Below are 12,767 nucleotides of genomic sequence, written 5' to 3'. Positions count from 1 at the left end.
TTATTGGTTATGTTTGCGCTGTGGCGATGATCGCTCTTTGCCTCTAGTCATAAGGTAAATAGTTAAAAACCACAAAGCAAGCGGCTTAAATAAGGCGCTTGCTTTAGGGTCTTAAGTTGCTACAGCTTATTTAGAACTGACTTTAACTTTCTCAATTAAATCATTAGCTTGATAGTTTTCGTCTAAGGAAAAATCGAGTTGCACTAGGGCGTTTTTAAAGCCAGATTCAGATGGCGCATATTGCCATTGTTTTAATGCTCTTTTCGCTTCTCGATTGAAAACATCTTCAGGCTCTGCACTTACCACACTAATATTGCTGGTGGCGCCGCTTGGTAAAATATCGTATTTCAAAACGACTGAACCGCTAATGCCTTGCTCCGCAGCTTGAATTGGGTATATCGGTTCTACGCGCATAACCGCTTGATAGTCTTTTGTCTTTTCAACTGACATTGGCTGTTTTGCAATGGCAAAGCTGCTAAGCATGCCCGCTGTAAAAATAACTAATGCTGTTTTTGCGATAAATGAGCTGTTGTCGATCTGCTTTATTTGATTTAGACGTTGTAACATGGTGTTTTTATCTCCGTATTGTGAATAAGCCATTAAGCCTGTTCTGCTAAAGCTTGCACAGTGCACTAATGCCTTACTGTATAAAATTCGTTGCTCTGTCGATTTATTTTTGAGTACCTGCTCATCACATGAAAGCTCTTGAATACGGCGCAGGCTTGCATAGCCAAGCCAAGCGATTGGGTTAAACCACTGCACAATAGTGGCACTCAAAGCAATGGCATTAATCAGATTGTCTTTACGTTTAATGTGCACAGATTCATGCTCTAAAATAAGCGCTAAAGCATGGTTATCGTAGTGGCTTTGATAGTTTGTAGGCAGCACTAGCTTGGTATTTATAACGCCTACAACCATAGGTGAGCTCACCTGTTTGCTTTGGTATAAGCGCATACTTTGGCTGGTGTGATGAACAACCGTAATTGGCTCTAGTTGCAGTTTCGCTAAAAAACGATAATGAAAGTACACGGCAGTGATCAGCATAGTAGCCGTAATAAAGCCATAAATAGCGAACCACGTTAGCGTAAATTGCGGCATTATTGCTGTGTTTGGCGTAATGGTCAGCTTACTGATAAAGTCGTTTTGTATCGGCTTTAAGTGGTTTGGCAGGTTCGCTAACAGTAAGCTAATAGGTAGTAGTGCCCACAGCGTATAAACCAAGCGCGCTGATAACTGGCTCAATAATTTTCGCTCTAGCAGCAATAAAAACAAAATTGCAGATGAGATCAAAAGCTGTTGTTCTAACAGCCAATTAAAAAATGCATCTAACATAACAAAGCCTTACTTTTGCTGTTTTTCCCAATCATCAATGACTTTTTTTAGCTCATCAATATCATGTTGCGAGAGTTGCTCTGATTTAGCAAAACCACTCACCAATGGCGCAATACGGCCATTAAAAAAGCGTTCAATAAAGCTTTGGCTTTCTTTTAAAGTGTATTCTTCACGGGCAATGCAAGGGGTGTAGTTATATTGGCGACCTTGTTTCTCGAAGCTTAGTGCGCCTTTTTTAACTAAACGGCTTAGTAGCGTTTTAATGGTTTTTTCGTGCCATTCTTTATCGTCACTTAAACGTGCAATTACTTCACTAGCCGTGGCTGGGTAGCCAAGCCATACCGCATCTAATACTTCGAATTCAGCTTTAGAAAGTTCAATCATTTTTATGCCTACAGATGTAATCTTTAATTAAGGATTACACGCGTAATCAATTAATGCAAACTTTTTTGTTAGAGAATGTCACTTTTTTTGATACTGACTATCTGTCCTTCGGGCAAATTTAACGTGGTTAGTGATAGCTGTGCGATATCTGTGCGGAAAAGGTCGATGACTTTATAGCCACAAAAACGTGCCATTTTACGTATTTGCCGGTTTAAACCTTGTTTTAATACGATGCAAAACTGCGTTTCGTTGACTTGGGTCACTTCACAAGGGAGGGTTATTTGTTTATCTACAGGCACACCGTTTGCCATTTTTTGACAAAAATCACTATCGAGAGGTTTATCTACGGTGACTAAATAGCGTTTGGGTTGATGGTAATCAGGGTGGATCAGTTGATTACAAAATTCACCGTCATTGGTCAAAATTAACAACCCACGAGAGTCCTTGTCGAGCCGGCCAATTGGATAAACCCGAGTGGTTTTAGGCAGGCTATGGATAAGGCTTGCTGGGTCTGCAGCATTTAATTTGCAATCTATACCAACAGGCTTGTGATACGCAAAGTAGGTGAGTGGTGCTTTAGTTGAAATTTTTTCGCCAAGTACAATTACATCATCTTGTTCATTAACATGATCTATATGATTTGCAGCACGACCATTTACTGTTACCTCACCTTGGTCAATCAAGCGCGATGCTTGCTTTCGTGAGCAGACACCTGCATGGGCAATAAATTTGGCGAGTCGCACTTTTTCAGTCATGGATGCTTTTTGTACAATTAATTTGATCACAGTATACCAAAATCACGTATAAATGGTTCCACCACCAAAGAGGAACGCACATGCCTATCAAGTTATCAGAGCTTGCAGATCATCAGCCACTGCAAAAAGTTATCCTTCATTCGTTGGAAATGGCGCTGTATCAAGTGTCTGTGGTAATTAATAACGTTGAGTATTATGTTACTGATGAGAAAGGTGAATTTATACGAGATCTCAGTCCGTTGCATATTCAAAAGCGCCTAGATCATTTAAGTTACGGAGATATGGTTTTACGCCACACCAGTGCTTATGACGAAATGTGCGGTCAGCCAGAAAAGTTGGCCAGCAATATGCTCGAAGTACCCTATGGTAAGAACCACTTATACTGATTAACGATATAAGCGTATACTGAGTCATAACATTTTATATACCCAAACCACCTCAAGATGCGAGTTTCAGTTGGAATTAAATGCGATTTAGGCAAGGCATTGATTGCAAGTAATAGTGGTTCTATTGTTAAAATCAATAACGCAGTATAAATTGCATTTAAACCAACCCTTTGGGCGCTTCACAGGCACTTACTCTCATCGTTGTTACTTCTTAAAAGGGACTGCCATTCTTGCAAAGTAACGCCTTGATATTAAGCACCTGTGAAACGCTGAATTCTGCATCTTGAGGTGGCTTGGGTATATATACTATGTATCAATTAAAAAGTGATGACTCAGCTGACTTAAATAACCAGCTAAGAGAACATGTTGTTGCCTACAATGCGGCACATTTTAATGCTGAACGTATCCCCGTTGGTTTTAAGTTTGTTAATAAGCATAACACCGTTGTGGCGGGTATTCATGGCCAAGTATTTGGTAACTGGCTGCTAATTAGTTGGCTTTGGTGTGATGATAAAACGCGTGGTAAAGGGCTTGCAACCCGCTTACTAACGGAATTAGAGAGCAAAGCTAAAGCGCTTGGCGCAAACACAGCACAACTCGATACACTCGATTTCCAAGCCAAACCCTTTTACGAAAAAAACGGCTACCAAGTTAAATATGAAATGAGTAATTACCCACTCGATGGTTGCCGTTATTTTATGGAAAAATCTTTGTTTACTTAGCTTTCAGTACTTCTTGCTCGGTAAAAGTAACTCCTAAAAAAGGAGTTGCTTCAGGAGCAAGCATAAAGGTGCGAATGTTCATGTGGTCTTGCCCTTCAGGATTCTTCAGTACATCATCACGATAAAACGCGCCAAAACAATCTAGGGTATTTTGTTTGCTTAGTTGGTTAAGTTTTGCAAAGGCGAAAATTTTACATGAGCCATTATTTTCATTTGCTGCACTGATCAATCCATGATTGTTAAAGCCACTAGGAGTGAAATGGTAGTTACTCTCTATCACAGCCATTGTATCCTTAAACTCTAACTGCTGTGGCGTGTTAGCTAATTTCGATAAGAAATCGTTAAGTGTCATTACCTGTCCTTAATAGTTATCTTTTATCAACTCTAACTCATTCACTTGTTGATTGATATTAAACTTAAAATTCTCTAAGAAGTTCATACCTAGCAAACCATAACTGCCATGACTTTTAAGTACTAGAACATCGAAGTTATAGAGCCGCTGTTGACCGATTTGAAAAGAGTGTACTTGATAATGCTGCGCTTCAACGAGTCCATTTGCGGTATTTACTTGCATAGTACCAAGATAATGGGCGGGTTCTTTTAGTTGTTCTAGCAGTGATTGCGTTAATACCGTAAAGCTTGCGCCAGTGTCTATCATTAGCTTAGCGTCGGTATCGTCATTGATTATGCTATTAACTAAATAATGTGAGCCATGTGGGATGAGAGGCACAACCTCAACCCCTGCTAATGCTTGCTGTATCAAACGATATAATTCGTCAGCTTCTTGCTTATGCTCATGGTTTTCAGGAAGTTGCTCAAGCGCAATTTGGCTTGCGACTAAGTCACCTAGGTGAAAATAAGCCTGCGCTTGAACTAATAAATAAAAGGTGTTTTGCGGCATATAATCTAGCCATTGTTGGCTGTGATTGAGAAGTTCTTGCCAGTTTTGTTCTTCAATCAATGACTCTGCTTTTAACTTTGTTAGCTCCGAAATTCTCTTCGCGAATCGCGCTTGCTTACTTTTTCCAAGCTGATTATGTAAAGCCATTAAACTAATAATTCCCTGTTGAACATGGCCCTGATTGATCATTCGTTTTGCATCGAGTTCTAACATTGATACATCATAAGGGTGACTATTCAAAAAGGCAGTTAAAAATTGCTCGCTAAGTTCGTCATCATGGTGGGATAGCCAAGACTCAAGTTGCTGTTGCCAAGCACGCTTTAATTGCAGTGCAAAGCTTGGGTTATTTTCTAAAAGTTGCGTGTACTCAAGAACTGCTTCATCAAATAGATTATTGCGAAATAAGGCGACTGCATGTTGAAACTTCTCTGGCAACCTAGTTACTTTACTGGGCTTTATAACAGTGTTTTTTCAGTTAGCTTCTCAGCTGATCGTTTATAATTATCATATTGCCATAGGAAATAGCCATTAAGGCTAAGAGAGCACACGAGTAGTAACTTTAGTAGATAATTCACTTGTGCCTTCGCCTTACTTAACTAATTAATTTTCCATACGAGAAGTGTAGGCATATTTAAATTTAACACTGCCATGTATCTTCCATACTTTATTAAGCATAAAACAAATTACAAAAATTGGTTACTTTTTAACTAAATGATTCAATAAAAAGATATCGTTAATTTCGATGTCAGCTAATCCCTTGTATTTGTAATTTGCTGCCTGATTATTCAACCAAACACTTTGACAGCCAGCGTTATTTGCACCTTGAACATCTGTGTCGAGACTATCGCCAATATGCAAAATCTCTTTGTGAGCTACATTTAGCTTTTCTGCTGCAATGTCGAATAAGCCGGGATGGGGCTTCGCTTTACCATGAGGGCCTGCCTGTAAGACAAGTTCGAATACCCCTTTGAGGTTAAACTTGTCGACTTCGACATTGCCATTGGTTATTGCTATTAAGCGAAATTGTTTGCTGAGAGCTTTTAATAGCCCTAACACTTCTTTTGATACAGTAATTTGGCTGCGAGCATCAGCAAATGCTTGATAGGCGTTGTTAGCATGTTGTTGTGCTAAATCATTTTTAAACCCCAGATCGTGCATGGCATAGAGTAGTGCCGCACGTCGCCAGCGAGTCACATCGTCAATGAGGCTTGGATCTAGCGCTAAGGCTTTGTCACGACAATAAAGCCAATACTGCGTGTCATTAGTTGGCCATTCTGGCAGCTTTGCTAAATAATCAGCTTGCGCTTGTAAAGCTGATTTTATAATCGGATGGTTGTTATAAAGTGTGTCATCTAAATCAAAACTTAAAACAGTAACAGGTGATAAAGCACGGTTAAAACGGATCATAATTACTAAGTATTACTCTGGAGTTGAGCGCTTTTTAGCGCGTGGATGAGTGTTATCATAAACTTTGGCTAGATGCTGAAAATCAAGGTGTGTATACACTTGTGTTGCCGATAAACTGCTGTGCCCTAATAGTTCCTGAACGGCACGTAGATCACCAGAAGATTCTAAAATATGCGAAGCAAATGAGTGGCGAAGTTTATGAGGATGAACTTGCGAGCTGATCCCTTGTTTTATTCCCCACTCTTGCATACGGAGGCGGACTTGACGAACTGAAATGCGTTTTTTTTGGCTGCTCAAAAAAATAGCCGTTTCATCTGGGTGTGCAAATTGTGGACGAATTTTTAACCAAGACTTTAAAGCGTTTAATGCTTTGCTACCTACTGGCAATAAACGTTCTTTATTGCCTTTACCGCGCACTAAAATTTCACCTTCAGTGGTATTTATATCTTGTATGTTAGCGCCAACTAACTCGCTAATCCTTAACCCTGATGAATACATCAATTCCATCATTGCTTTGTCACGTATTGTTAGTGGTTCTTCACCTTCTAGTTCTAATAGCTTTGCCATTTGATCAACGTCTAAATTTTTAGGCAATGGCTTGGAAAACTTTGGCCCTTTTATAGCCTCAGCTGGGTTATGGTAGTGAACGTGATTTTCAATCTTTTTAGTTTTAAGAAACTTGTAGAGGCTACGAATGCAACTAAGCTTTAAGCTAATTGTGCGGCCACTCAGTTGTTTGCCTCGTAGTTGCATACTGTAACGGCGAATATGCTCACCTTGAACAGCAAACCAGTTTTCACAGAGTTTACTAAAGTATAATGCTGCAAAGCCTAATTGACTTGTGTATTGGTTGACTGTGTGTGCTGAGTATTGCTTTTCGTAGCGTAAATAATCTGCAAAAAGTTGGATAGGTGTGCGCCAAGCATCACTTAATTCATCAATATTTGGCGTCGTCACATCGCTCATGCAAGTTCCAATAACCGCAGTTGCAATGAGCGAACAAACTCAAGTACGAAAAAGCTATCTTTAGCGGGCTCAAAGTGGTTTACATCATGACTACCAAACGCCAATATGGCGACAGGATGTGCGGTGTTTCCGATCAGGTAAAGGGCAGTTGACTGTATTGAACCAGAAAATAGTAAATCGCATTCTTGTTGGTTGATACGACCTAAATAAATGCCATCGTTTTGTAGTCGATGAGTTATTAAATCATCAAACTTCTTTTCATATTTCATTAAGTGACATTCATTAATTAGTGGGTTGGTACATATAATGTTACGCAGATTGATGGCGAGCGTTTTAAAGTCGTAATTAGTCCATAGTTGGCGATGACATTCGCTGAACAGGCGGTAGATTAATTCGTTTTCTTTTGCTTGCTCAAGAAGTTGATCAATCTTATTTTTCAAAAATGTATTATGTTCACGGAGCTGGCGGTGTTGAATATGAACAAGTGAGGTTGCTCCAGCAGCTTGTTGATGCAGTTCAATGTCAGCAAGTAACTCTGGCTGTTTAATGAAAAAATCAGGGTTTTCAGTTAGGTATTGTGCAATTTGTTGTTCTGTTAGTTTGCTCATAATGCCACTTGTCCATCAAAAACATGTTCAGCAGGGCCAGTCATTCTTACTGGATGTCCTTCACCTTGCCAGCGAACTTGCAAGCTTCCACCGGGTAAATCTACTTGCACTGTGTTGGCAAGCTTATTTTGTACTTGACCAATAACGACAGCTGCACAGGCACCTGTTCCACATGCTAAGGTTTCGCTTACACCTCGCTCCCAGACTCTAAGTTTAATATGATCTTGAGAAATTACCTGCATAAAACCAACATTGGCTCGTTGTGGAAAACGCTCGTGATTTTCAAGCAGTGGCCCTAAAGTGTTCACTTCGGCGGTATGAATATCATCGACTTCTAACACGCAGTGTGGATTACCCATAGAAACTGCACCACTGAAAACCGTGTGCTCTTCTGTGCGGATAATATAGGTCAACTCACGTTTACTGGCTTTTAATGGTATTTTGTTTGGTTCAAAGTTTGGGTGGCCCATGTTGACCGTAACTTGGCCATCTTTTTCAATGTATAAAGTCAAGTTACCTGATTTAGTTGAAACCGAAATTTTATGCTTGTTAGTGAGACCTTTCATGCGCACAAAACGGGCAAAACAACGAGCACCGTTGCCACATTGTTCTACTTCGTTACCGTCAGCATTGAAAATTCGGTAATGAAAATCTAAATCTGGAGAATAAGGGGCTTCAACCATGAGTAGTTGGTCAAAGCCTATGCCGAAATGGCGATCTGCCAGTTTCTTTATTTGGTCACGAGATAAGAAAACATTTTGAGTGATGTTATCAATAACGACAAAGTCATTACCTAGGCCGTGCATTTTTGAGAAATTAACTAACATAACGCTCTAATTCAGGATTGCTCTGAGCTAATCATGCCACAGAGCTGCCCGGTTATAAAAACGTTTATGGTAAAATTTTCTCGCCTTGCCATAGGCTTTCTAAGGTTTCACGTTGACGAATTAAATGACTTTGTTGGCCATCCACCATAATTTCCGCAACACGAGGGCGCGAGTTATAGTTTGAGCTCATGGTAAAACCATATGCGCCTGCACTGCGCTGTGCCAATAAGTCGCCTGCTTGAAGTGCTAGTTGACGATCTTTACCTAAGAAGTCTCCGGTTTCACAAACTGGGCCTACAATATCGTAGTTGTGAGTTGGCGTATCATCTTTACGAGGTTCAACCGGCACAATATTTTGCCAAGCCTGATAAAGAGATGGGCGAAGCATATCGTTCATACCCGCATCAACAATAGCAAAATACTTGTCTTGGTTTTGCTTAATAAACTCAACTTTGGTGACTAATATGCCGGCGTTGGCAGCAATTGCACGGCCAGGCTCAAAAATTAGTTCCAAGTCTTGATAATCAGTTAAGCGAGCGGTGATTTTGTCTACATATTCACTTGGGTGAGGTGGCGTTTCGCCGTTATAAGGCACACCCAATCCGCCACCAATATCAAGGTGTGAAAGTGTTATGCCAACGGCTTTTAATTCTTCGATAAGAGTTAGTACTTTTTCAAGTGCAGCTAAAAAAGGTTTAATTTCTGTTAGCTGCGAACCAATGTGGCAATCGACACCGGTAATTTTTAAACCCGGTAATGATGCCGCATGTTGGTAAACCGTCACTGCAGTTTGAATATCAATACCAAATTTATTCTCTTTTAGACCTGTTGAGATATAAGGATGCGTTTTAGCATCAATATCAGGGTTAACACGAATCGAAATAGGTGCCACAAGGTTTAGTGACGTCGCCACCTCAGAAATACGCTCAAGCTCTGCGACAGATTCAACGTTAAAACACTTGATCCCCAATTTAAGTGCATACGTTATTTCATCAGCGGTTTTTGCAACGCCAGAAAATACCACTTTACTGGCATCTCCACCTGCTTCGATAACGCGTGCAAGCTCACCTTTCGACACGATGTCAAAGCCAGAGCCAAGACGGGCTAAAATATTGAGCACGGCAATATTTGAGTTGGCTTTTACGGCATAACACACCAAGCTTTTATGTGACTTTGCTGCATCAGCAAAGGCACGGTAATGGCGCTCAAATGTTTTACGCGAATAGATATAACACGGTGTACCGTATTGTTCTGCCAGCTCTTTGACAGCGATGTCTTCAGCGAACAGCTGATTATTATTGTAGTTAAAAAAGTCCATCTATTGGTCCTGTTTTTGCTCTGGTTGTTCGGATGGATCAGCCTGTGGCTGAGATTCTTTAGGCTGTGCAGTATCATCTGGTAGATAAAGAGCACCACTTTGTCCACATCCTGCTAGGGTTAGAAGTAGGGCGCTAAGTGGTAAGATTGTTTTTAATTTTTGGCTATGAGTCTCTTTCATTAGATTAATACGATTGCTGGCTTTATAATCGCAGAGTAACAGAATATTTAAAAAATGCAGCTATTCGCGGATGAATTTATTCCTGTTACACTTGTTGTACACAATCTGCCCCCAGATCTAGGCTTAAAGCCAGTTAAAGGACATTAAAATGACTGATCATGAATACCACACACTAGCCGATGCATTAATGCTAACTATTGAAGAGCAAATCGATGAATGTGATGCCGACTTAGATTATGAATCAGCGTCAGGTATTTTAGAAATCATCTTCCCAGATCGCAGTAAAATAGTGATCAACAAGCAAGCACCACTTCATCAAGTGTGGGTTGCGACGAAATTTAATGGTCACCATTTTGAACTACGCGATGATAAGTGGATTGATAACCGCTCGGGTTCTGAGTTTTGGCAATTTATGTGTGATGCAGCAACACGTCAAGCGGGCCAACCTATTGAGTGGCGCTCAGAACTATGAGTTTAGAGTTTGTCGAATACCCAGCACAGAGTGACCACAAAGCAACTGTTATTTGGTTACATGGGTTAGGTGATTCTGGTGATGGTTTTGCGCCAGTTGCACCACAGCTAGCACTTCCAGCTGAGCTTGGGGTGCGTTTCGTATTTCCGCATGCACCTGTGCAACCGGTCACCATTAATGGTGGTATGGCAATGCGCTCTTGGTACGATATTAAATCGATGGATTTAGATAAACGTGCTGATGAACAAGGTGTGCGTGACTCGGCTGCAAAAGTGGCTGAGCTTATTGACCAAGAAATTGCAAAAGGGATTGCTGCAAACAAAATTATTCTTGCAGGTTTTTCGCAAGGAGGGGTGGTATCGCTACACTTAGCGCCGCGACTCGATTATAAATTAGCGGGTGTAATGGCACTATCAACTTACATGTGTGTACCAGCTAAATTAGCCGATGAAACCAAGCAACAAGGGTTAAATATATTTATGGCACATGGTCGATTTGACGATGTGGTACCGCATAGTGCTGGCAGGCAAGCATTTACTGTACTTAGCGCTAATAACATGGAAGTAAGCTGGCAAGACTATCCGATGGCGCATCAAGTTTGTGGTGAAGAACTTATGGCTATCCGTGAGTGGTTAATTGCTCGCCTGAGTTAATTTTTGGTTGTGAAGGGGCCAAACATGACAAAAAAAATTGTAATAACAGCTAACATGAATGCTGAAAAATCAGAAAGCCGCCGCCTAGAAACGGTCACTTATCAGTGGCACTGGCGACGCATATTTATGGTTAGCAGTGTGATTTTTGTCGCACTAGCAGCTGTTATCTATAGTTTTGTTGGTGCTGTTAATGCCGAACAGGCTGAAACCGATGAGCAAAGTGCTGAACCAACGGGTACTGTTATGCAACAACCTACAGCAGCTGACACTGTATCGCCAAGCGAACTTGAACCAGCTTCACCTCAACTGCAAGAACCTGCTATTCAAGTCGTTGAGCAAAAGCAGGATGTAGAAGCGCCTTCTGATGAGCAGCCAATAACCTCTGACTTAGAAACAGAAACGACAGCGCAAGCAGAGGCTATTGATGAAGCTTCGCCGGTCCTTGAAGAAGAAAACCGCGACGAACCTATCGTCATCGCTAAAAATTCTGATGTTCAACAGCAATTTTCTCAGTCTGCTCATATTGCTAGCTTAGCGATTGGCGCTAAAATAGATACAGATAAAGTTAGTAGAGCGGTATTAACAACCGATGTTGTTGATCGAGAACCAGTCAACGTTCTAAAAAACGATGTAAAATTGTCGGAAATAACGCAAAGCTTAAGCTTTTTTAGTGAGCTTAAAAATATGCAGGGACAAACTGTTCGTCATCAATGGTATTACCAAGACACTCAGCTTGCATCTATTGAATTAGCAATAACTAGCCCGCGTTTTCGAACCTACTCAACCAAAAACATCATGCCAGAGCAACTCGGCGAATGGCGGGTAGAAGTGGTGGACGCGCAAGGTACTTTACTTGCGCAAAAAGAATTTAGACTTTTAGCTGATTAATTTCGGCCAGATAAACAATTGGAATTTTCATGACTCAGACAACAAAACGCGTTCGTATCGCTACACGTAAAAGTGCGCTTGCTCTATGGCAGGCCGAATTTGTAAAAGCACAGCTAGAGCACTTTCATGACGATGTGACGGTTGAACTTGTTCCTATGTCGACGCAAGGGGATATTATCTTAGATACACCGCTGGCTAAAATTGGTGGTAAAGGCTTATTTGTAAAAGAATTAGAACAAGCCATGCTAGATGGTCGAGCAGATATTGCTGTGCACTCGATGAAAGATGTGCCAGTTGAATTTCCTGAAGGCTTAGCGCTTCATACTATCTGTGAGCGTGAAGACCCTCGTGATGCATTCGTATCAAATAACTACAAAAGCTTAGACGAGTTACCGCAAGGTGCTATTGTTGGTACATCGAGCTTACGCCGCCAATGTCAAATTCGTGAAGCACGTCCTGATTTAGATATTCGTGATTTACGCGGTAACGTTAACACTCGTTTAGCTAAGCTTGATGATGGTCAATATGATGCAATTATTCTTGCTGCAGCAGGTTTAATTCGTTTAGAAATGCCAGAGCGTATTACGGCATTCATTGAACCTGAGGTTTCATTGCCTGCCAATGGTCAAGGTGCCGTCGGCATTGAATGTCGTGTAGATGATGAAGTAACAAAAGCGCTGCTAGCACCACTTGAGCATACAGAAACACGTATTCGTGTTAATGCCGAGCGTGCCATGAACCGCCGTTTAGAAGGCGGCTGCCAAGTACCTATTGGTGCTTTTGCGTTGGTTGATGGTGAACAAGTGCATTTACGTGGTTTAGTTGGTGCAATTGATGGAAGTCAAATGCTACGTGATGAAGTTTCTGGCCCTGTTAGTGACGCTGAGCAGCTAGGTATTACACTTGCTGAAAAGTTACTTGCGCAAGGTGCAGATAAGATTTTAGCAGAAGTATATAGAGACGCTTAA

17 protein-coding genes are annotated in these 12,767 nt (G+C 41.0%); 6 read left to right on the top strand and 11 right to left on the bottom strand.

Features of this window, described 5'->3' with window-relative positions:
* Positions 1-126 precede the first annotated feature (126 nt).
* The 3 genes from L1267_RS21195 to L1267_RS21185 all read right to left on the bottom strand — a co-directional run bounded on the left by L1267_RS21195 (position 127) and on the right by L1267_RS21185 (position 2,471).
* A complete protein-coding gene (locus tag L1267_RS21195) occupies positions 127-1,332 on the bottom strand; it encodes a M56 family metallopeptidase (RefSeq protein WP_235384027.1) in 1,206 nt (401 codons plus the stop codon).
* A gap of 9 nt (positions 1,333-1,341) precedes the next feature.
* On the bottom strand, positions 1,342-1,716 hold the full coding sequence (locus L1267_RS21190) for a BlaI/MecI/CopY family transcriptional regulator (RefSeq protein WP_054554650.1): 375 nt from the start codon (positions 1,714-1,716) through the stop codon (positions 1,342-1,344).
* A gap of 68 nt (positions 1,717-1,784) precedes the next feature.
* Positions 1,785-2,471 carry a pseudouridine synthase gene (locus tag L1267_RS21185; protein ID WP_235384029.1) on the bottom strand — a complete coding sequence of 229 codons (687 nt, stop codon included), beginning with the start codon at positions 2,469-2,471 and terminating at the stop codon, positions 1,785-1,787.
* Positions 2,472-2,551: 80 nt separating this feature from the next.
* Between L1267_RS21185 and L1267_RS21180 the strand changes: the two genes are divergently transcribed.
* Complete coding sequence (locus L1267_RS21180; RefSeq protein WP_063528566.1) at positions 2,552-2,857, top strand: DUF6482 family protein; 306 nt, start codon at positions 2,552-2,554, stop codon at positions 2,855-2,857.
* Positions 2,858-3,165: 308 nt separating this feature from the next.
* On the top strand, positions 3,166-3,579 hold the full coding sequence (locus L1267_RS21175; protein ID WP_135923158.1) for a GNAT family N-acetyltransferase: 414 nt from the start codon (positions 3,166-3,168) through the stop codon (positions 3,577-3,579).
* On the opposite strand, the gene L1267_RS21170 is transcribed toward L1267_RS21175, so the two are convergent.
* From L1267_RS21170 to lptM, 8 genes are all read right to left on the bottom strand, one after another.
* Positions 3,572-3,931, bottom strand: a complete 360-nt coding sequence (locus L1267_RS21170; protein ID WP_135923159.1) for a HopJ type III effector protein — start codon at positions 3,929-3,931, stop codon at positions 3,572-3,574. The two genes, L1267_RS21175 and L1267_RS21170, sit on opposite strands and share 8 nt — an antisense overlap.
* A gap of 9 nt (positions 3,932-3,940) precedes the next feature.
* Positions 3,941-4,915, bottom strand: a complete 975-nt coding sequence (locus L1267_RS21165; RefSeq protein ID WP_135923160.1) for a retroviral-like aspartic protease family protein — start codon at positions 4,913-4,915, stop codon at positions 3,941-3,943.
* 261 nt (positions 4,916-5,176) lie between these two features.
* Positions 5,177-5,887 carry an HAD-IA family hydrolase gene (locus L1267_RS21160; protein WP_138557874.1) on the bottom strand — a complete coding sequence of 237 codons (711 nt, stop codon included), beginning with the start codon at positions 5,885-5,887 and terminating at the stop codon, positions 5,177-5,179.
* Positions 5,888-5,899: 12 nt separating this feature from the next.
* A complete protein-coding gene (locus tag L1267_RS21155; RefSeq protein WP_135923162.1) occupies positions 5,900-6,853 on the bottom strand; it encodes a tyrosine recombinase XerC in 954 nt (317 codons plus the stop codon).
* Positions 6,850-7,461 carry a DUF484 family protein gene (locus L1267_RS21150; protein ID WP_235384026.1) on the bottom strand — a complete coding sequence of 204 codons (612 nt, stop codon included), beginning with the start codon at positions 7,459-7,461 and terminating at the stop codon, positions 6,850-6,852. Before L1267_RS21150 ends, L1267_RS21155 begins: the two co-directional genes overlap by 4 nt.
* On the bottom strand, positions 7,458-8,288 hold the full coding sequence (gene dapF / locus L1267_RS21145) for a diaminopimelate epimerase (protein WP_135923164.1): 831 nt from the start codon (positions 8,286-8,288) through the stop codon (positions 7,458-7,460). Before dapF ends, L1267_RS21150 begins: the two co-directional genes overlap by 4 nt.
* Before the next feature lie 64 nt (positions 8,289-8,352).
* The gene (gene lysA / locus L1267_RS21140; protein ID WP_235384025.1) at positions 8,353-9,606 is read right to left on the bottom strand and encodes a diaminopimelate decarboxylase; all 1,254 of its coding nucleotides are present in this window, start codon (positions 9,604-9,606) and stop codon (positions 8,353-8,355) included.
* Positions 9,607-9,786, bottom strand: a complete 180-nt coding sequence (gene lptM / locus L1267_RS21135) for an LPS translocon maturation chaperone LptM (RefSeq protein ID WP_130050045.1) — start codon at positions 9,784-9,786, stop codon at positions 9,607-9,609. It abuts the gene before it with no gap.
* Positions 9,787-9,934: 148 nt separating this feature from the next.
* Here lptM and cyaY point away from each other — a divergent pair, with 148 nt between their 5' ends.
* Genes cyaY through hemC form a run of 4 tightly spaced genes read left to right on the top strand, consistent with a single transcriptional unit; the run spans position 9,935 to position 12,767 of the window.
* A complete protein-coding gene (cyaY, locus tag L1267_RS21130; RefSeq protein ID WP_235384024.1) occupies positions 9,935-10,258 on the top strand; it encodes an iron donor protein CyaY in 324 nt (107 codons plus the stop codon).
* On the top strand, positions 10,255-10,911 hold the full coding sequence (locus L1267_RS21125; protein WP_138557872.1) for an alpha/beta hydrolase: 657 nt from the start codon (positions 10,255-10,257) through the stop codon (positions 10,909-10,911). Before cyaY ends, L1267_RS21125 begins: the two co-directional genes overlap by 4 nt.
* Positions 10,912-10,935: 24 nt before the next feature.
* Positions 10,936-11,799 carry a DUF2914 domain-containing protein gene (locus L1267_RS21120; RefSeq protein ID WP_235384023.1) on the top strand — a complete coding sequence of 288 codons (864 nt, stop codon included), beginning with the start codon at positions 10,936-10,938 and terminating at the stop codon, positions 11,797-11,799.
* 29 nt (positions 11,800-11,828) lie between these two features.
* Entirely contained in the window at positions 11,829-12,767 is a 939-nt protein-coding gene (hemC, locus tag L1267_RS21115; protein WP_135923168.1) for a hydroxymethylbilane synthase, read from the top strand.

The sequence above is a fragment of the Pseudoalteromonas sp. OFAV1 genome (assembly GCF_021532595.1).
Classification (GTDB): domain Bacteria; phylum Pseudomonadota; class Gammaproteobacteria; order Enterobacterales; family Alteromonadaceae; genus Pseudoalteromonas; species Pseudoalteromonas lipolytica_C.
This window is presented reverse-complemented; position numbering and strand designations above follow the sequence as displayed.

Excerpts from the sequence above, each read along its gene's own strand:
- L1267_RS21195 (WP_235384027.1), bottom strand. The coding sequence starts at position 1,332 with ATGTTAGATGCATTTTTTAATTGGCTGTTAGAACAACAGCTTTTGATC.
- L1267_RS21190 (WP_054554650.1), bottom strand. The coding sequence starts at position 1,716 with ATGATTGAACTTTCTAAAGCTGAATTCGAAGTATTAGATGCGGTATGG.
- L1267_RS21185 (WP_235384029.1), bottom strand. The coding sequence starts at position 2,471 with ATGACTGAAAAAGTGCGACTCGCCAAATTTATTGCCCATGCAGGTGTC.
- L1267_RS21180 (WP_063528566.1), top strand. The coding sequence starts at position 2,552 with ATGCCTATCAAGTTATCAGAGCTTGCAGATCATCAGCCACTGCAAAAA.
- L1267_RS21175 (WP_135923158.1), top strand. The coding sequence starts at position 3,166 with ATGTATCAATTAAAAAGTGATGACTCAGCTGACTTAAATAACCAGCTA.
- L1267_RS21170 (WP_135923159.1), bottom strand. The coding sequence starts at position 3,931 with ATGACACTTAACGATTTCTTATCGAAATTAGCTAACACGCCACAGCAG.
- L1267_RS21160 (WP_138557874.1), bottom strand. The coding sequence starts at position 5,887 with ATGATCCGTTTTAACCGTGCTTTATCACCTGTTACTGTTTTAAGTTTT.
- L1267_RS21155 (WP_135923162.1), bottom strand. The coding sequence starts at position 6,853 with ATGAGCGATGTGACGACGCCAAATATTGATGAATTAAGTGATGCTTGG.
- L1267_RS21150 (WP_235384026.1), bottom strand. The coding sequence starts at position 7,461 with ATGAGCAAACTAACAGAACAACAAATTGCACAATACCTAACTGAAAAC.
- dapF (WP_135923164.1), bottom strand. The coding sequence starts at position 8,288 with ATGTTAGTTAATTTCTCAAAAATGCACGGCCTAGGTAATGACTTTGTC.
- lysA (WP_235384025.1), bottom strand. The coding sequence starts at position 9,606 with ATGGACTTTTTTAACTACAATAATAATCAGCTGTTCGCTGAAGACATC.
- lptM (WP_130050045.1), bottom strand. The coding sequence starts at position 9,786 with ATGAAAGAGACTCATAGCCAAAAATTAAAAACAATCTTACCACTTAGC.
- cyaY (WP_235384024.1), top strand. The coding sequence starts at position 9,935 with ATGACTGATCATGAATACCACACACTAGCCGATGCATTAATGCTAACT.
- L1267_RS21125 (WP_138557872.1), top strand. The coding sequence starts at position 10,255 with ATGAGTTTAGAGTTTGTCGAATACCCAGCACAGAGTGACCACAAAGCA.
- L1267_RS21120 (WP_235384023.1), top strand. The coding sequence starts at position 10,936 with ATGACAAAAAAAATTGTAATAACAGCTAACATGAATGCTGAAAAATCA.
- hemC (WP_135923168.1), top strand. The coding sequence starts at position 11,829 with ATGACTCAGACAACAAAACGCGTTCGTATCGCTACACGTAAAAGTGCG.